General features: G+C 72.8%; 17 protein-coding genes. 3 read left to right on the top strand and 14 right to left on the bottom strand.

The window, feature by feature from the left end:
• The coding region (locus tag BU204_RS27000; RefSeq protein ID WP_269844665.1) for an SbcC/MukB-like Walker B domain-containing protein at positions 1-1,595 on the top strand (1,595 nt) is incomplete at its 5' end.
• Here the strand turns inward: BU204_RS27000 and BU204_RS26995 are convergent.
• Positions 1,579-2,556 carry a helix-turn-helix transcriptional regulator gene (locus BU204_RS26995; protein WP_075128564.1) on the bottom strand — a complete coding sequence of 326 codons (978 nt, stop codon included), beginning with the start codon at positions 2,554-2,556 and terminating at the stop codon, positions 1,579-1,581. The two genes, BU204_RS27000 and BU204_RS26995, sit on opposite strands and share 17 nt — an antisense overlap.
• A gap of 54 nt (positions 2,557-2,610) precedes the next feature.
• Between BU204_RS26995 and BU204_RS26990 the strand changes: the two genes are divergently transcribed.
• Complete coding sequence (locus BU204_RS26990; protein WP_075128563.1) at positions 2,611-3,063, top strand: hypothetical protein; 453 nt, start codon at positions 2,611-2,613, stop codon at positions 3,061-3,063.
• A gap of 144 nt (positions 3,064-3,207) precedes the next feature.
• Here BU204_RS26990 and BU204_RS26985 read toward each other — a convergent pair whose 3' ends face one another.
• The 4 genes from BU204_RS26985 to BU204_RS26970 form a co-directional block, all read right to left on the bottom strand.
• Positions 3,208-4,536: an ABC transporter permease gene (locus tag BU204_RS26985; protein ID WP_075128562.1), complete on the bottom strand. Its 1,329-nt coding sequence runs from the start codon at positions 4,534-4,536 to the stop codon at positions 3,208-3,210.
• The gene (locus tag BU204_RS26980; RefSeq protein ID WP_233160648.1) at positions 4,533-5,195 is read right to left on the bottom strand and encodes an ABC transporter ATP-binding protein; all 663 of its coding nucleotides are present in this window, start codon (positions 5,193-5,195) and stop codon (positions 4,533-4,535) included. The genes BU204_RS26985 and BU204_RS26980 overlap by 4 nt, the downstream gene beginning before the upstream one ends.
• Positions 5,196-5,263: 68 nt before the next feature.
• Positions 5,264-6,325, bottom strand: coding sequence for an efflux RND transporter periplasmic adaptor subunit (locus BU204_RS26975; protein ID WP_075128561.1), 1,062 nt, complete (start codon positions 6,323-6,325; stop codon positions 5,264-5,266).
• Positions 6,326-6,424: 99 nt separating this feature from the next.
• Entirely contained in the window at positions 6,425-7,225 is an 801-nt protein-coding gene (locus BU204_RS26970; RefSeq protein ID WP_143229767.1) for a hypothetical protein, read from the bottom strand.
• 339 nt (positions 7,226-7,564) lie between these two features.
• Here BU204_RS26970 and BU204_RS26965 point away from each other — a divergent pair, with 339 nt between their 5' ends.
• Positions 7,565-8,482 (top strand): sulfite exporter TauE/SafE family protein, encoded by a 918-nt coding sequence (locus BU204_RS26965; RefSeq protein ID WP_075128559.1) that lies wholly within the window; start codon positions 7,565-7,567, stop codon positions 8,480-8,482.
• Positions 8,483-8,555: 73 nt separating this feature from the next.
• Here the strand turns inward: BU204_RS26965 and ptsP are convergent, their stop codons facing one another.
• From ptsP to BU204_RS26920, 9 genes are all read right to left on the bottom strand, one after another.
• The gene (gene ptsP / locus BU204_RS26960; RefSeq protein ID WP_075128558.1) at positions 8,556-10,199 is read right to left on the bottom strand and encodes a phosphoenolpyruvate--protein phosphotransferase; all 1,644 of its coding nucleotides are present in this window, start codon (positions 10,197-10,199) and stop codon (positions 8,556-8,558) included.
• A complete protein-coding gene (locus BU204_RS26955) occupies positions 10,192-10,473 on the bottom strand; it encodes an HPr family phosphocarrier protein (RefSeq protein WP_075128557.1) in 282 nt (93 codons plus the stop codon). The genes ptsP and BU204_RS26955 overlap by 8 nt, the downstream gene beginning before the upstream one ends.
• 27 nt (positions 10,474-10,500) lie before the next feature.
• Positions 10,501-11,541, bottom strand: coding sequence for a zinc-dependent dehydrogenase (locus BU204_RS26950; protein ID WP_075128556.1), 1,041 nt, complete (start codon positions 11,539-11,541; stop codon positions 10,501-10,503).
• A complete protein-coding gene (locus BU204_RS26945; RefSeq protein WP_075128555.1) occupies positions 11,538-11,990 on the bottom strand; it encodes a PTS sugar transporter subunit IIA in 453 nt (150 codons plus the stop codon). The genes BU204_RS26950 and BU204_RS26945 overlap by 4 nt, the downstream gene beginning before the upstream one ends.
• Positions 11,983-13,503, bottom strand: a complete 1,521-nt coding sequence (locus tag BU204_RS26940) for a PTS mannitol transporter subunit IICB (RefSeq protein ID WP_083661670.1) — start codon at positions 13,501-13,503, stop codon at positions 11,983-11,985. The genes BU204_RS26945 and BU204_RS26940 overlap by 8 nt, the downstream gene beginning before the upstream one ends.
• Entirely contained in the window at positions 13,500-14,471 is a 972-nt protein-coding gene (gene pfkB / locus BU204_RS26935) for a 1-phosphofructokinase (protein ID WP_075128553.1), read from the bottom strand. The genes BU204_RS26940 and pfkB overlap by 4 nt, the downstream gene beginning before the upstream one ends.
• Before the next feature lie 46 nt (positions 14,472-14,517).
• Positions 14,518-15,279 carry a DeoR/GlpR family DNA-binding transcription regulator gene (locus BU204_RS26930; protein WP_075128552.1) on the bottom strand — a complete coding sequence of 254 codons (762 nt, stop codon included), beginning with the start codon at positions 15,277-15,279 and terminating at the stop codon, positions 14,518-14,520.
• Between the two features lie 153 nt (positions 15,280-15,432).
• A complete protein-coding gene (locus tag BU204_RS26925; RefSeq protein WP_198943010.1) occupies positions 15,433-16,068 on the bottom strand; it encodes a response regulator in 636 nt (211 codons plus the stop codon).
• On the bottom strand, positions 16,065-17,099 hold the full coding sequence (locus BU204_RS26920; protein WP_143229766.1) for a sensor histidine kinase: 1,035 nt from the start codon (positions 17,097-17,099) through the stop codon (positions 16,065-16,067). The genes BU204_RS26925 and BU204_RS26920 overlap by 4 nt, the downstream gene beginning before the upstream one ends.
• Positions 17,100-17,110: the final 11 nt, after the last annotated feature.

Here is a 17,110-nt window from a genome sequence, read left to right as displayed (position 1 = left end):
TGGCCAGCCGGGACGCGCACGGCGCCGCCGCCGACCGGCACCGCTCCCGGCGCGACGAGCTCACCGCGGACGCGCGGGCGGCCGGGCTGGACGCCTCGCCGGAGTCGCTGCAGCAGGCCAGGACCTCGGCCCTGGACGCGCGGACCGCGGCCGAGCAGCTGGTGACCGCGCTCGGCCGGCGCTGCGCCGGCGCGGTGGAGACCCTGGCCAGGGCGGTGGACAACCACCGCCGGGCCGCCGCCGAGCTCGCCGAGGTGTCCTCGGCCGCCGAGCGGGCGTGCCTGGACTTCGGCAACGAGTCCGCCGGGTACGAGGAGCGCGTGCGGGCCATCGGCGGCGCGGCCGAGCAGCTCGAGCGCGACCTGGCCTCGGCCGGGGAGGAGCGTGCCGGCGTCCGGCAGCGGCTGCCGGGGGCGCGCCAGCAGGCCACCGAGGCGCGGGTGCGGGTCGGCAAGACCCAGACCCAGCTGGACACCCGGGAGACCCGGCTCGCCGAGCTGGCGGAGCGGGAGGAAGCCGCCAGGAACAGGTTCCGCGACGCGCTCGCCGCCGACGGCGTCTGGGCGGCCGCCGTCGGTGCGGCCGGTCCCCCGCCCGAGGACCTCACCGAGGCGTTCACCGCGCTGACCGCCACCGCGCGGGAGGCGGTCGGCGAGGACGCCGTGCTCGGCACCCTGCAGGGCCTCCAGGCGGCGCTGGCCGGCAGCCACGACATCGTCGCGCAGCGCAGCGCCGACATCCTCACGGTGACGGTGACCGGGGCACAGGGCCCTCGGCCGGTGGCCGAGGCGGCCCGGGACGTCGCGGAGCGCCTCGCCTCGCAGCGGGACCTGCTCTCCGAGGAGTACCAGTCGATCTTCGACGCGTTCATGCTGCGGGACCTGGCCGACAAGCTGGCCACCCAGATCGCCGTCGCCGACGACCTGTGCCGGCGGATGAACGAGACCCTCGACGTGGCCCGCTCCAGCCAGGGCGTACACGTCCAGCTCGAGTGGCAGCCGGCACCCGACCTCGACGAGGGGATGCGCGGCGCGCTGGCGCTGATCCGCACGCCGTTCGCCAGGCGCGGCCCGGACGAGGACGAGCGGCTCCGCCAGGCCCTGACCGAGCGGATCACCACCGAGCGCGACGGCCACTCCGGCGACTACGCCGAGGTGCTCGCCCGGGCGCTGGACTACCGCACCTGGTACCGGTTCACCGTCCGCGTCCGCGACGACGGCCCGGACGGCGCGCCGCGCACCCGGCGGATGCGCCAGCTGTCCTCGGGCGAGACGCGGCTGATCTCCTACGTGACCCTGTTCGCCGCGGCGTCGGCGTTCTACGACGCGGTGAGCACCGGCGCCGAACGGCCGCCGGTGCGGCTGGTCCTGCTGGACGAGGCGTTCGAGCGCCTCGACGAGCCGACGATCGCCCGCATGCTGGGGCTGCTGGTGGACCTGGACATGGACTGGATCATCACGTGGCCCAGCGGCTGGGGACTGTCGGAGAAGATCCCGCGGATGCACATCTACGACGTGCTGCGCCCCAAGGGCGGCCGCGGCATCGCCTGCACCCACGCCATCTGGACCGGTTCGGCGCTCACCGAGGAGCGGTAGCCGAGTAGCGCGCCGCCAGGGCCTCGACCGTCGCCGCCATCCGGCGCCGCAGCCGTTCCGGTGCGAGCACCTCGGCGTCGGTGCCGAGCCGGAGCAGCTCGGCGCAGGCGGTCTCGTCCTCCTCGACCGGGATGGTGGCGGTGACCCACCCGTCCGCGCCGGCGACGCCGGTCTCGGTGATGGCCCGGCAGCTCGCCGCGTCGAGGACGTGCTCGAGCCGCCCCAGCACCGCCGGGGCGAGGCGGACCACCGCCGAGCCAACGTGCCGCCGCCGGTCGAAGTCGTCGACACAGGACTCCCAGTGAGCGGCCAGGTCGAACTCGGCCGGCCGGGTGAAGCCCTCGTCGAGCACCTCGAGCGACTGGATCTGGGACACCCGGTAGGTCCGCGGGCCCGGTCCGGCGACCAGGTACCACCGGCCGGCCTTGAGCACCAGCCCGTAGGGGTCGAGCACGCGGGTGACCTCACGCGGTGCCTCCCACCGCCGGTAGCGCAGCCGGACCCGGCGCTCGCGCCAGACCGCGTCGGCCGCCGGGCCCAGCGCCGGCACCGGGTCGGGCGCGGTGTACCAGCCGGCGGCGTCGAGGTGGAACCGCTGCCGCACCCGGGTCGCCCCCTCGCGCAGGTCGGGCGGCAGCGACGCGGTGAGCTTGCGCCAGACCCCGGTGACCTCCGCGCCGAGCCCGAGCTCCTGGGCAGGGCCGGGCAGGGAGGTGAGGAACAGCGACCGGGCCTCGCCCGCGGTGAACCCGGTCAGCCGGGTGCGGTAGCCCTCCACCAGGCGGTAGCCGCCGGCGTGCCCGGCGGCCCCGTACAGCGGCACCCCGGCCGCGTGCAGCGCCTCGACATCGCGGTAGACCGTGCGCACGGACACGTCGAGCTCGTCGGCGAGCTGGGCGGCGGTCAGCCGTCCCCTGGCTTGGAGCAGCAACAGCAGGGACACGATCCGGGCGGCGCGCACGGGGCCAACTTAACTGACACGCCGTGTCAGTGGACCCGCGCTAGCTTCCTCGGCGTGAACGACTTCGACTTCCTCACCGGTACCTGGAACGTGGCGAACCGGCGCCTCACCACGTGGCTCGTCGGCAGCGACGAGTGGGACGAGTTCCCTGGCGAGGCCCGGGCGCTCAGCGTCTGGGGCGGCGCGGCGAACTTCGACGAGATCACCTTTCCCACCAGGGGCTACAGCGGACTCACCCTGCGCCTGTACGACCGCGAGCGCGAGGAGTGGTCGATCCACTGGTCGAACTCCCGCACCGGCCAGCTCGACGTGCCGGTGGTCGGCCGCTTCGGCTCGGACGGCGTGGGCACCTTCTTCGCCGACGAGCAGCACGAGGGCCGCCCGGTCCGGCTGCGCTTCATCTGGTCGAACATCACCGCCACCACCGCCCGCTGGGAGCAGGCCTACTCCCCCGACGGTGAACGAACCTGGGAAACCAACTGGGTCATGGACTTCACCAGGAAGTAGTCCCGCCACCAATTCTTTGTGCCCACGCCCCCACCCGATCAACAGCGACCTCAGGGGAACGTGACGGCAGCCAACCACCACCCACCTCCCCAACCACCACCCAAACGCCGAAAGCAACCAACACTTAAAAACCCGGGGAGGCGGTCAAGCTCGCATGACCGTGGCGATGGGGATGCGGGCCGCGCGGATCGCGGGGACCAGGCCGCCGAGGACGCCGGCGGCCACGCCGGCGATGACGCCGGCCACACCGGCCTGCCAGGGAAAGGCGACGTCGGCCAGGAAGGGTTCGCGGGAGGCCAGCAGGCGGCTCGCCCCCTCCAGGCCGACGACCCCGGCGCCGATCGCGGCGACCGCGGTGAGCAGGCCGGTCAGCAGGGTCTCGGCGAGCACGATCCCGGCCAGCAGCAGCCGCGGGGTGCCGACCGCGCGGCGCAGGGCGAACTCCTCCACCCGCTCCCCCACCGTGGCCAGGCCGACGTTGAGGATTCCCGCCACGCCGATCAGCAGCACCAGCACCGCCATGCCCAGGAAGATCCAGCGCATCAGCGCGAGCTGGCTCTCCATCTCCTTCAGCGCCTGGATGGTCTGCACGTGGAGCTCGTCGGGGTTCATCCCGTTGGCCGCCAGCCTGGCCCGCAGGACCCGCTCCAGGTCGTCGGCGCTCGGCGCGGCCAACAGCTCCACCGACCCGCCCTGCGTGGGATCGGTCAGGAAGTCGACCGGCATCCAGTTCACCAGCTCGTCGGTGCGCACGTACGCGGCCGGACTCCAGCCGCCGTCGTCCACCACGCCGATGACGCGCGGTGTGGTGTTCGCGGTCGCGCCCTCGATCCGCATCTCGGCCGGGACGTGGAACTGGGTGAACGCCTCGGCGGCGTGCTTGTTGAGCACGATCCGGGGAGCGAGGGAGGGCGCCGAGTCGAAGTCCAGGAAGCGGCCCGACTCGAGCCGGAACGGGCGGAACTGGCGGATGTCGCCGCTCACGGCGAGCAGCTGCAGCTCGATCGCCTGGCCCGTGGGCACGACCCGCTCCTGGCCGGCGGGCGCGCAGTTCCCCTGGGCGTCGCAGGCCATCGCCTCACCGCCGGGACCCATGGGCTGGGGGCCGTAGCCGAGACCGCCGTCGATCGGGCCGCCGCCCTCGTTCACCGGCCGGAGGCCGGGCTCACCGACGATCGCCCGCGCCCTGGTCATCGCGACCGCGTCGGTTCGGTCCGCCACCGCGTCCAGGACGATCGCCGAGGCACCGTCGTCGCCGGGCGGGTACAGCTGCAGCGTGCCGTCCCGGCCCATCGTCATCTCCAGGTCCGAGAGCAGCGCACGCTGTGCGATCACCGACCCGGCCTGCACCGCGACCACCGCGAGCACCCCGAGGAACAGGCTGAGCATCGACAGGAACGTGCGCAGCTTCCGCGCCCGGATCCCCTGCCCTCCGATGATCAGCGAGGACCGCAGGCGGCCGGACAGCGTCATGTGAGCACCCCGTCCACCAGGTGGGTGACCCGGTTCATCTTCGCCGCGTGGTCGTGGTCGTGGGTGACCAGGATCAGCCCGCAGCCGCGGTCGGTTGCCGAGCGCAGGGCCTCGATGACGAGGTTGCCCGTCTCGGTGTCCAGGGCGCCCGTCGGCTCGTCGGCCAGCAGCACCCTCGGCTCGCGCACCAGCGCCCTGGCGATCGCCACCCGCTGCTGCTCACCGCCGGACAGCCGGGGCGGCCGGTGCCCGGCGAGGTGCGCGATCCCCATCAGCTCCAGGGCGGCCATGGCCTTGGCGCGCCGCTTGCGCCGGGGCAGCCAACCCTGGCCGTTCACCAACGCCATCGACACGTTCTGTACCGCGGTCAGGTGCTTGAGCAGGAAGAAGCGCTGGAACACGAACCCGAAAGCGGCACTGCGCAGCGCCGCCGCCCGCCGCTCGGGTACCCGGGTGACGTCCTGCCCGTCCAACAGGTACTCCCCGCCGTCGGGCCGGTCGAACAGGCCGATCAGGCTCAGCAGGGTGCTCTTGCCCGAGCCGGACCGGCCGAGCACGGCCACGCTGTCCCCGCGGTGGAGGGTCAGGTCCACCCCGGCCAGGACCGTGCGTGCCGTCTCCTGGCCGGTCAACGTCTTGGTCAGGCCGGTGATGCGCACGAGGGGAACGCGCTGGTCCGCCTCCCCGGGACCAACCGCGTCGATCGCCTGGGGCGCGGAGGTCGGGCTCACCTCGCCCCCTTGGTCACGGCGCTGGGGCCGCCGATCTGGGGGTCGCCCTGCTCCCCGGGAGGAGCCGGCGGCAGGTCGGGGCCCGGGACGGTGAGCGTCTCGTCGCCGGAGAGCCCGGAGCGCACCTCGATCACGCGACCGTCGGTCAGGCCGAGCTCGACGTCCACGATGTGGCGGGAGCCGTTCGGGTCGACGACCTCGACCTGGCCCCGGCCTTGCCCGCCGGCGACCGCCTCGACCGGGACGACCAGCGCGTTCTTCGCCCGCTGGGTGGTCACCTCGAGCGTCACCGGCACCCCGTTGATCAGCTTCACCTTCGGCGGCGCCGTGCACACCAGCCGCAGGCCGGTCGGCGCGGACCCGGCACCGGCCGGGTCCGGGGCGGAGTCCGGGGCGGAGTCCGGGGGTGGCTCCTGCCCGGCGGGTGGCTGGTCGGCCGGTAGCTGGCCGGCCGGCGGCACCTCACCGGCCGCCGGCGCCTCCGGGTCGGCGGGCACGCTGCCCTCGGGGAGCGCGGCGATCGTGCCGAGCGGGGTGCACGGGAACGGGCCAGGCCCGTTCGGGATCTGGGCACGGACCGAGTCGAGCGCGCCGGAGATCCGGTAGGCCTGGTCGCCGTCGATCTCCGCGACGATGCCGTACCCGACGTGGGTCACCGAGGCGACCGGCATGCCCGCGGTGACCGTGGACCGGTCCTCGACGAGCCGGCCCGCGAACCTCGAGCCGGCCGGGGCCTCGAACCAGTGGGGCTGACCGTCCTTCCACACCGAGCCGACCCGGTACGGCTCGTCCGGGGTGGTCTTGGGTTCCTCGAGGGAGCGGAACCTGACCTCTCCGCCGACCGGGGCGACCAGACCGAACACCGGGTCCATCGTCACAGTCCCGGCGAGGCTGACCGTGTTCGCGAGGTCCTGCCGACTCGGCGTGGCGGTGGTCATCGCCGTGCCGCGCTCGGCTAACTCGGGGGGCGTCTGCGCCACCCCCGAGGACCCGCACGAACAGAGCGCGGCAACGCCCAGGACAACGGCGGCGACGCCGACCGGAACACGTGCGGACACCCCAGACCTCCGAGCATGTGGAGAGTGATGCCCGTACTGACGCCTCGGCGTCGATCTACGTTGCTTCGAAACCGGAAAACGCGTGTCGACGCCGAAAGCTCACCGGGTACTCGGCGCCCTGGCCTCCAGGACGTGTCCCAGCGCGAACGGTCCCGCTCCGCCCCCTGCGGCGGAGCGGGACCGGGCCCGGTGCCGTGGTCTGGCCGCGCGAGGGCGCCACAGCGCGGCGTTGACCAGGGCGAACCACCGGTGGGCGGTGACCAGCGCGGCCAGGACGGCCAGCGGGGCGGCGTCCCAGTGGATCGTCCAGTGGAGCGCTCCCCCGGGGGCGACGGCGACCAGGGGCAGGACCAGGCATGCGAAGGCGGCGGTGACCGCCGCCCACCGGCGCCGGGTCAGCAGCGCGGCGGCCACCAGTGCCGCGGCCAGCGGCTCTCCGACCAGCACCATGACCGACGCGGTCTGCCAGAGGACCACAATCTGGACCCGTACCTCGGCGAGCGGCTCCCGCGGGACCGAGCCGTCCGGGAAGGAGAAATGCTCCCGCAGGTTCTGCCGATCCATCACTCGCACGATCTCGGGATATATCAGGGCCCACCCGAGAAAGATCAATGATGCGGCGACGGTCGGGCCGTCACCCGTGCGGTAGTCGCCGAGCACAAAGAACGTCGGGAGCAGCGGGGCAATGACCACGGCGGCGAACACCGGCGCCGGAATCGCGCCGAGGCCGCACTGCCGCACGAGCGCCACGAGCACCAGCGGCACGAGCACCAGCAGCGCGCCGACCAGTGGGGCGGTCGCGGCGAACGCCGTGGCCATCAGGGTCGCGGAGACCCAGAACAGCACCAGCACCGATCGGCGCACCCAGCTACCCGACTTCATCGACTTCCATTCAGGCATTGTGATCCACCCCCACGCGGGCCACGAATTCCACAGGCCGAAGGAGCGAAAGCGACACGGCGAGCCTAGGCGGCGAGAACGACGTCCCGCCATGTTGAGCCGTTGACTCTTCGAGTTGACGGAATTGCGCCGCCGGGCGGAATAATCGTCCCCATTCCGCTGAATCGGTCCCGAAATGCGGCTCGCGAAGCCTTTTAGCTCGTGGCGGGCCGGTGCGCAAGCCCTCGACCCCCTGGCACCGGCGCCTGTTCCGCCATGTGGACCTACTTGGCCGGAAGCTGGGAACTGCGCAGGATCATCGGCGAAGGCGGACTGACCTGATGCAAACGAGGTGGCCCGATGCGACAACTCATCTTACTCGCCCTGGTGGGACTCGGCGCCCAACTCGTGGACGGCAGCCTCGGCATGGCCTACGGCGTGACGTCCACGACGCTGCTCCTGGCGATCGGGACCAACCCGGCCGCCGCCTCGGCGACCGTGCACCTCGCGGAGATCGGCACCACGCTGGCCTCCGGCATCGCGCACTGGCGCTTCGGCAACGTCGACTGGAAGGTCGTCGCCAAGATCGGCATACCTGGTGCGGTCGGCGCCTTCGCCGGGGCGACGTTCCTCTCCACGCTCTCCACCGAGGTCGCCGAGCCGGTGATGGCGATCCTGCTGCTGGCGCTCGGTGTCTACATCCTGGTCCGGTTCACCACGTTCGGTCTGCCCAGGCACAACCTCGGCAAGCCGCTGCGCAAGCGTTTTCTCGGTCCGCTCGGCCTGCTCGCCGGCTTCGTCGACTCGACAGGGGGTGGCGGCTGGGGCCCGGTGGGCACCCCCGCGATCCTCGCCAGCGGCCGGCTCGAACCGCGCAAGACGATCGGGTCCATCGACACGGCCGAGTTCCTCGTGGCGGTCGCCGCGAGCATCGGGTTCCTCGTCGGGCTCGGCTCCGAGGGCGTCGACTTCTCGTGGGTGCTCGCGTTGCTCATCGGCGGTGTCATCGCCGCGCCGATCGCCGCCTGGCTGGTGCGCCACATCCCGCCGCGCGTGCTCGGCTCGGCGGTCGGGGGCATCATCATCCTGACCAACACTCGCACGCTGCTGCGCAGCGACTGGGTCGACGCGTCGGACGGCGTCCGGTACGTGTTCTACGCGGTGATCTACGTGGTCTGGGCGGCCGCGCTGGCCTACTCGATCCGGGCCTACCTCGCCGACCGCCGCGAGGAGAAGGCTGCCGTCGCCGACCAGCACGCGGAGACCCCCGCCAACTGAGCGCGCTGCCCCGACGAAAAGACGCCGGCCGGGTCGCGGAAGCGACCCGGCCGGACCATGTCCACCGAACAAATCAGGTATGCGCGCCGTCGGCGACCCGCTGCCTGGCCGTCGCCGCGTCCGGTGCGTCGAGCGCGACGGCGGCCAGGCGCTCGCACTCGGCCAGCGTGTGCGCGGCCAGGGCCGCCCGCACCGCCGGCACGCTCGCCGCCGACATCGACAGGCTGGTGATCCCCATTCCGGCGAACACCAGCGCCAGCAGGGGATCCCCGGCCGCCTCGCCGCAGATCCCGACCGACTTGCCGACCGCACGCCCGGCGTCGGCGCAGTTGAACACCAGCTCCAGCACCGCTGGCTGCCAGGGGTCCAGCAGGTCGGCCAGGTCGCCGTTCATGCGGTCGGCGGCCATCGTGTACTGGCTCAGGTCGTTGGTCCCGATGCTGACGAAGTCGACCACCTCGAGCAGCCGGTTCGCCCGCATCGCCGCGGCAGGGACCTCGACCATCGCGCCGGCCACCGGCAGCCCGGCGGCCCGCACCGCCTCGGCGAACTCCGCCGCCTCGGCCGGGGTGGCCACCATCGGCGCCATGACCCAGACCTCGGCCTCGGTGGCGGCCGCCGCACCGGCGATCGCGGTGAGCTGGTCGGTCAACACCGACCGGTCCACCCTCGCCACCCGCAGCCCGCGCACGCCGAGTGCCGGGTTGTCCTCCTCGGCGAGCCCCAGGAACGGCAGCGGCTTGTCCGCACCGGCGTCCAGCGTGCGGACCACGATCTTGCGCTCGCCGAGCGCGGCGAACAGCTCGGTGTAGACCCGTTGCTGCTCGTCCACGCCGGGCGCGCTGGTCCGGTCGAGGAACAGGAACTCGGTGCGGAACAGGCCGACGCCCTCGGCGTCCTCGGTCAGGTCGCCGACGCCGCCGACGTTGAGCAGCAGCGGCACGTCGTGCCCGTCGGCGGTGCGCCCCGGACCGGTCAGCGAGGCCAGCCGCTCCTTCTCCTTGGCCGCCTCCGCGCGGATGGCCTCCACCTCGGCCGGGTCGACCGGGCCGACCTGACCGGTCGTGCCGTCCACCGAGACCGCCGTCCCGTCGGTGACCGACAGGATGTCGGCACAGCCGACCACGGCCGGCAGCCCTCTGGCCCTGGCCAGGATCGCCGTGTGGCTGGTCGGGCCGCCGCGCCGGGTGACGATCGCGAGCACCGAGGCCGGGTCGAGCAGCGCGGTGTCGGCCGGGGACAGGTCGTCGGCGGCCAGAACGTAGGGCTCGCCGGGTGCGGGCAGACCCGGCATCGGCTCGTCGAGCAGATGGGCCACGGCGCGGTCCCGGATGTCGGCGAGGTCCGCCGCCCGCTCGGCGAAGTAGCCGCCCAGCGAGGCGAACGTCTCCTGCTGGGCGGCGACCGCGTCGGTGATCGCCCACGCCGCCGGACGGCCCTCACCGACCGCAGCGGCCACGGCGTCGGCGAGGGTCTTGTCCGCGGCCATCATCGCCTCGGTGGACAACACCTCGGCGGCGGTTCCGTCCACCTGGGACGCCCGCTCATCGAGAACCGTGGCCACGTAGCTCAGTGCCTTCGTGGCCAGCGCGATCTCCGCCTCGCGGTCGGTGACCGTCGGGACGCGGTCGGGCAGGGTGGGTGGGGCGGCCATCCGGTACAGCGGGCCCGCCGTGCGCCCGGGGCTGACGCCCAGACCGGTCAGCGCCTCAGGCATCGGCCGTCTCGGCGTCCAGATCCCTGCCCAGGATCTCGGCCAGGGCGTCCAGCGCCTCGTCGGCGCCGTCGCCCTCGGCCTCGATCGTGACCGTGTCCCCGCCCTTCGCACCCAGCGAGAGCACGGCGATGATGCTGCTCGCGTCCACCGGCGGCCGGTCACCCGTGCTGATCCGCACGGTCACCGGCTGCGCCGCCGCGGTGCGCACGACGATCGCGGCCGGCCGTCCGTGCAACCCGATCCTCGATCCGACGACGACTTCTCTGCTGGGCATGGTCTCCTCCTTGAGTCGGCCCCGGGGTTACGGCGCGATGGTCACCTTGATGGCCTGTCCACTCGACACCAGCTTGATGGCGTCGTGCAGTTCGGCGAGCTGGAGCCGGTGGGTGATCAGATCGCTCACCGGGACCTGTCCGGTCGCGATCAGCTCCAGCGCCTGCTTGTTGTGCTGCGGGCTGGACCCGTTGGCGCCCACCACGGTGAGCTCGCGGTAGTGCACGAGGTTCGAGTCCAACGTGATCGTCGGCTTGTCCTTGGGCAGACCACCGAACAGGCTGATCCGCCCACCCCGCGCGGCCATCTGCAGCGCGTCCTCCTGGGCGGCGCCGGAGGCGGCCGCGGTGATCACCACGTCGGCGCCGCGGCCGTCGGTGAGCTTGCGGACCTCGTCCACGGCGTCCACCTCGGACCCACAGATCGCCGCGTCCGGTGAGACGACCGCCGCGGACATGTCAAGCCTGGCCCGGTTGAGCTCGACCAGGAACACCCGGCGCGCTCCCCTGGCGCGCGCGAGCCGCACGTGCAGGCAGCCGATCGGGCCGGCACCGACGACGACCACGTCGTCACCCTCGCCGACCCCGGCCAGCTCCTGCCCGTTCAGCACGCAGGCCAGCGGCTCGGCAACCGACGCCTCGGCGAAACCGACCCCGTCCGGGATGCGGTTGAGCCCGTCCACGGCCAGTACCGCCTTGGGCACCACGAGGAACTCGGCGAACCCGCCGTCGTAGTGGTAGCCGACCGAGGTCTGGTTCGGACAGACCGTCATGTGCCCGTGCGTGCACTCGTAGCACTGCCCGCACGGCACGGCGGCGATCACCTGGACGCGGTCGCCGGGCGACCACCCGGTGACCTCCGCGCCGACCTCGACGACCTCGCCGGCGATCTCGTGCCCGATCACCCTCGGCGGCACGAGGTGGTGGTGGCCATGGTTGAAGATCTTCACGTCCGTGCCGCACGTCGAGCACTGTCGGACGCGGATCTTCACCTCCTCCGGCCCCGGGTTCGGCTCCTGCGCCTCCTCCAGTCGGAGGTCACCCGGGGCGTAGAAACGTGCCACCCTCATACTTCGATCCCCTTCCCGATCGATGCGAGCAGCGCGTGCACTTCCTCGACACTGGTCGAGGTACGCAGCCGCTCGGCCTGCTGCGGGTCCATCAGGATCTGGGCCAGGGCGGAGAGCACCGAGACGTGCTCGTCGCCCTTGGCCGCGATGGCCACGCAGATCGTCACCCGCTGGCCGTCCCAGTCCACCCCGGCGGGGAACTGGAGGACACCCAGCGTCGTCCGCCGGACCAGGGCGCGGCTGGCGTCGGTCCCGTGCGGGATCGCGACACCCTCGCCGATGAACGTCGACACCGACCGCTCGCGCTCGAGCATGGTCTCGGCGTAGCCGGGCTCAACGGCACCGAGCTCGTCGAGCAGCGCGCCGCACTGCCGGACCGCGTCCCACTTGTCCTCGGCGGACCGTCCCAGCCGGATGCCCTCAGTGGACAGAACCTCCTGGTCAGCCACGCAGCTCGCCACCCTCCTTGATCGCCTTCTCCACCTCGTCGAACACCGGGTCGCCGAGGAACATCTGGAACGGCACGACAACCGCGTGCGGCACCGTGGCCCGTGCCCGATCGGCCAGGTCGGCGTGGGTGAGCACCAGGCGCGCGTCGGCCGGCAGGTCGTTCACCGACACGTGCTCGACGGTAACGCCGTAGGGCTTGAGCCGCGTGCGCATCTGGCTGGCCAGCATCACGCTGCTGCCCATCCCGGCGTCGCAGGCCACCATCAGCTTCTTGACCTCCTTGCCGGAGATCGTCGGCCGGGCCGGGGCTGACACGGCGCCGTTGCCAGTGGAACCCCCGACCGGCGCGGTCGTGGCGCTCACCGACGGCTCCGGGGTGGCCGTGGCGGCGCCACCGGCGGACGGGACGGGAGCGTCCCCGCCCACCGCGGCCTCCAGGGCCGGGTCGTCGGCGTCGGCTCCCCGGCCGAACTTGAGCAGCGCGGCACCGACAATGAACGCGACGCCGGCCGCGACCGCGATCGAGAGCAGCACGCTCAGGTGACCGCCGCGTGGGGTGACCGCGAGGTAGGCGAAGATGCTGCCCGGCGCCGGAGTCGAGACCAGGCCGGAGTTGGTCACCATCGCGGTGCCGACACCAGCCATGCCGCCGGCGATCGCGGCGATGATCATCTTCGGCTTCATCAGCAGGTACGGGAAGTAGATCTCGTGGATGCCGCCGAGGAAGTGGATGATCATCGCACCGGGCACGGTCGGCCGGATCTTGCGCGGTCCGAACAGGAACATGGCGACCAGCACGCCCAGACCCGGGCCGGGGTTGGTCTCGATCATGAACATGATCGACTGGCCGGTCTCCAGAGCCTGGTCCGCGCCGATGGGCCCGAACACGCCGTGGTTGATCGCGTTGTTCAGGAACAGCGCCTTCGCCGGCTCGACGATCACCGACACCAGCGGCAGTAAGCTGTTGTCCACCAGGAAGTCGACGGCGTTGCCGGCGGCCTTGGTCAGCGCCTCGACGACGGGGCCGATGCCCACCACGCCCAGAACCGCCATCGCGCCGCCGATGATCCCGACGCTGAAGTTGTTGACCAGCATCTCGAAGCCGGCCTTGATCTTGCCTTCGACGAGCTTGTCGAAGCCCTTCAGCACCAGGGCCGCGAGCGGGCCCATCACCATGGCGCCGAGGAACATCGGTATCTCGGCCCCGACGACCACACCCATCGTCGCCACGGCGCCGATCACCGCACCACGCTGGCCGTGCACCATCCGGCCGCCGGTGTAGCCGATCAGCACCGGCAGCAGCACCGAGATCATCGGCCCGACGAGGGCGCCGAGCTTCTCGTTGGGCGTCCACCCCGTCGGGATGAACATCGCGGTGATCAGACCCCACGCGATGAAGGCACCGATGTTCGGCATGATCATGCCGGCCATGTAGCCGCCGAAGCGCTGGACCCTCGCGCGGAAGCTGTTCCCTTGCAGGTTCTTCAGCTCCGCCATGGACACATTCGTCATCGAATCTGCTCCAAACCGTGTGCGTTGTGCGGTCCGCTCAGCGACCGCGTGAGGTCAGGTGTCGTAGGTACGCGCACGATCGTGCGGTCCACATCGGACGGTCCAGGCATGCGGCTGCCCGGCAGTCGAACTGCCGCCGCACCCCAGGACAACGCCTCGATCAGGGCATCCTCACCGGACGTCTGCCCGGCGAGGTAGCCGGCGAGCATCGCGTCTCCCGCACCGACCGCACTGCGGCCGCGGTCGACCGGCGACTCGCCCCAACGCACCCCCTCGCGGTCGACCAGCACGGCGCCGTCGGCGCCGAGACTGGCCAGGACCGCTTCCGCCCCCGCCGCCCGGACCGCCTCCGCGGCTCGGACCGCGTCGGCGACCGTGTCGATCCGGAAGCCGACCGACTCGGCCAGCTCGTCCCGGTTCGGCTTCACCAGCGCCGGCCCGGCGTCCAGCGCCCCGGCCAGCGCCGGACCGGACGTGTCCACCGCGAACCGGACGCCGAGCCCGGTCAGCTGGCGGCCCAGCCGGCCGTAGTACCCGTCGGGCACTCCCGGCGGCAGGCTCCCGCTGGCCACCACCCAGTCCGCGCCGGCCGCCTCGGTCAGCACCGACTCGGTCACCCGCTCCAGATCCTCCGGCCGGAGCGAGCCACCCGGCTCGTTGATCTTCGTCACCGTGCCGTCCGGCTCGGCGAGGCTGACGTTGGACCGGGTGTGCCCGGCCACCGCCACGGCGGCGACGTCGATCCCCTCGAGCCCGAGCAGCGCGGTGAGCTGTTCGCCCTCCGGGCCGCCACACGGCACCACCGCCCGCGTGCGGATCCCGTGCGCGGCCAGGGCCCTGGACACGTTGACGCCCTTCCCCCCGGGATCGAGCCTGGTCGCGGTGGCTCGGGTCAGCGAGCCCCTGGTCAACCGCGCGATCTCGATCGTGCGGTCCAGGCTCGGGTTCAACGTCAACGTCACGATCATGTCGCTGCCTCCGCTGGGACACCGACCCGGACACTCGCTCCGAACGTCACACCCGCACCACCCTCGGTCCCCGCGACTCGATCTCGGCGGCGGTGTGCTCGTCGAGACCGGTGTCGGTGATGAACGTGTCGATGTCGGAAAGCTGGCCGAACCGGGACAGGTGGTCGGAACTGAGCTTCGTGTGGTCGGCGAGCAGCACGGTGCGGCGGGCCGCGGCGATCATGGCGCGCTTCACCGATGCCTCGGCCTGGTCGGGCGTGGTCAACCCGCGCTGCACGGAGAGCCCGTTGGTGGCGATGAACGCGACGTCCACGTAGCTCTGCCCGAGGGCCTCGATGGCCCAGGGGTCGACGCAGGCGAGCGTGCGCCGGCGCACCCGGCCACCGATGAACAGCACGGTGACGTTGGTTCGGGTGGCCAGGGCGAGCGCCGTGGGCAGCGCGTTCGTCAGCACCGTGAGGTGCCGGTCGACCGGGAGGATCTCGGCGAGCCGCGCGGTGGTCGACCCCGCGTCGAGCAGGATCGAGCCCTCCTCCGGCAGCTCCGCCAGCGCCGCCTTGGCGATGCGGTCCTTCTCGGCGGTGAGCACGGCGTCCCGCGCGGCGAGCGCCGGCTCGAAGCCGAGCCGCTCGACGGGGATCGCCCCACCGTGCACGCGCCGCAGCAGCCCGTGCCGTTCGAGCACCGACAGGTCCCGCCGGATCGTCTCGCCGGTCACGGCGAGCTCACCGGCCAGGTCGGCGACATCGACCCGGCCGTCACGGCGGGCCCGATCGACGATGTACTGCTGGCGTTCTTCCGCATACATGTGGGTTTACCGCCGTTTCATCTGTGTATTGCTGTGTTTACATGTACGTCGCCAGCGAGTCAACACTCTCTCGATACCGGCTCGGGCACGACTGACGGCCGCCCTCCCGCGGCGGCGGCGACGGGCGGTCGAAGGGGGTGCGGCCGGGGCCGGCTAGCCGGACCGGCCGGTCTCCCAGACCCAGGCAGCGATCGCGACCCTGTTGCGGGCGCCGGTCTTGCGCTGGATGTTCGCGAGGTGGGTCTTCACGGTGCCCGGCGTCACGAACAGCTCGGCGGCGATCTCGGCATTGGTCCTGGCCCGCGCGACCAGCCGGGCCACGGCCAGCTCGCGCTCGGTCAACTCCTCGCCCTCCGGCCGCGACCGACCCGACAGGTGGGCCAGCAGCCGCACGGTCAGCTGCGGGCTGACCAGCAGGTCCCCGGCCATCGCCGCGCGCACGCCCTCGATCAGCAGCGCCGGCCCCGACCGCTTCAACAGGAACCCGCAGGCGCCGTTGCGCAACGCGGCGTACACGTACTCGTCGAGCTCGAACGTCGTGATCACCACGACCCGTACGGGATCGGGCACGCCCGGACCGGCCAGCTCGCGGGCCACGGCGAGCCCGTCGCGGCGCGGCATGCGGATGTCGGCCAGCACCACGTCGGGGCGCAGCACCCGCGCCCGCTCAACCGCCGCGACCCCGTCCGCGGCCTCGCCGACCACGCGCAGGTCCGGCGCCGACTCGAGGATCCGGCGCAGGTTGCGGCGGACCATCTCCTGGTCGTCGGCGATCAGCACGCGGATCACAGGGGCACCGTGGCCCGTACCGCCCAGCCCCTCGGCCGCGCCGGCCCCGCGGTCAGCGTGCCGTCCAGCGCGGACACCCACTCCGCGAGGCCGGCGAGGCCGGTCCCGCCCCGCCGGCTCCGCCTCCTGCGCTGGTCGCCGTCGTCGCTCACCTCGACCACCACCTCGCCGTCGGCCTCGGCGACGGCCACCAGGACCGTCCCCGGGTCCCCCGCGTGCCGGCGCACGTTCGTCAACGACTCCAGCACCACCCGGTGCACGGTCGCCACCACCTCGGGCCGCTGCGTGCCGATGTCCGCGATCTCGCAGGTGACCTCGGCACCGCTGGTCTCGGCGAAGCGCTCGACCACCGCCGCCACCTCCGCCATCGTCACGGTCTGCGCCGCGGCCTGGTCGGCGGTCGCCGTGCGCAGCAGCCGAAGCGCGCGGTCCATCGCCGCCAGCCCGCGCACCCCCGCCTCCTCGATCTGGCCGAGCGCGCGGACCGGGTCCGTCCCGTCGAGCTGCCCGGCCTGGGCGGCCAGCACGATCCCGGTCATCTCGTGGGCGAGCCAGTCGTGCAGGTCCCGGGCCAGCCGCAGCCGTTGCTCGCGCCGCGCCGCCGCCACCGACCGCTCCCGCCGCCGGTCCAGCGACCTCAGGTAGGCGCCGACACCGGCGGCGGCGGCCGCCAGCAGGGTCCACACCGCGCAGACGGCCACCACCTCCCACACCGGCGACGGCGGCGTCAGCCAGAGCCCGATCCGCAGCGGCGCGGAGCCGAGAGCGGCGATCCCGAACGCGGCGCCGGCGACCGCCGGCCGCACCGGCGGTCGCCGCGCGACCTGGACGAGCACGCAGAGCGCTCCGACCGTCTCGACCAGGAGCCAGCCGGCGACGGCGTTGTCGCCGGGGCCGCGGTAGGTCGCGGTGACGCCAAGGGACAGTCCGAACGCGACAGTCGCACTCGGCAACACCCGGCGGGACCACCAGAAGGCGTTGCCGAGGGCGGCCAGCGCCGCGACCGCGGTGGCGAGCACGAGCGGGAACACGACGGGAGTAT

This window comes from Actinophytocola xanthii (assembly GCF_001921205.1).
In the GTDB taxonomy this organism is placed as follows: domain Bacteria; phylum Actinomycetota; class Actinomycetes; order Mycobacteriales; family Pseudonocardiaceae; genus Actinophytocola; species Actinophytocola xanthii.
Note: the sequence above shows the minus strand (reverse complement) of the source record. Positions and strands in the feature narration are given on the sequence as shown.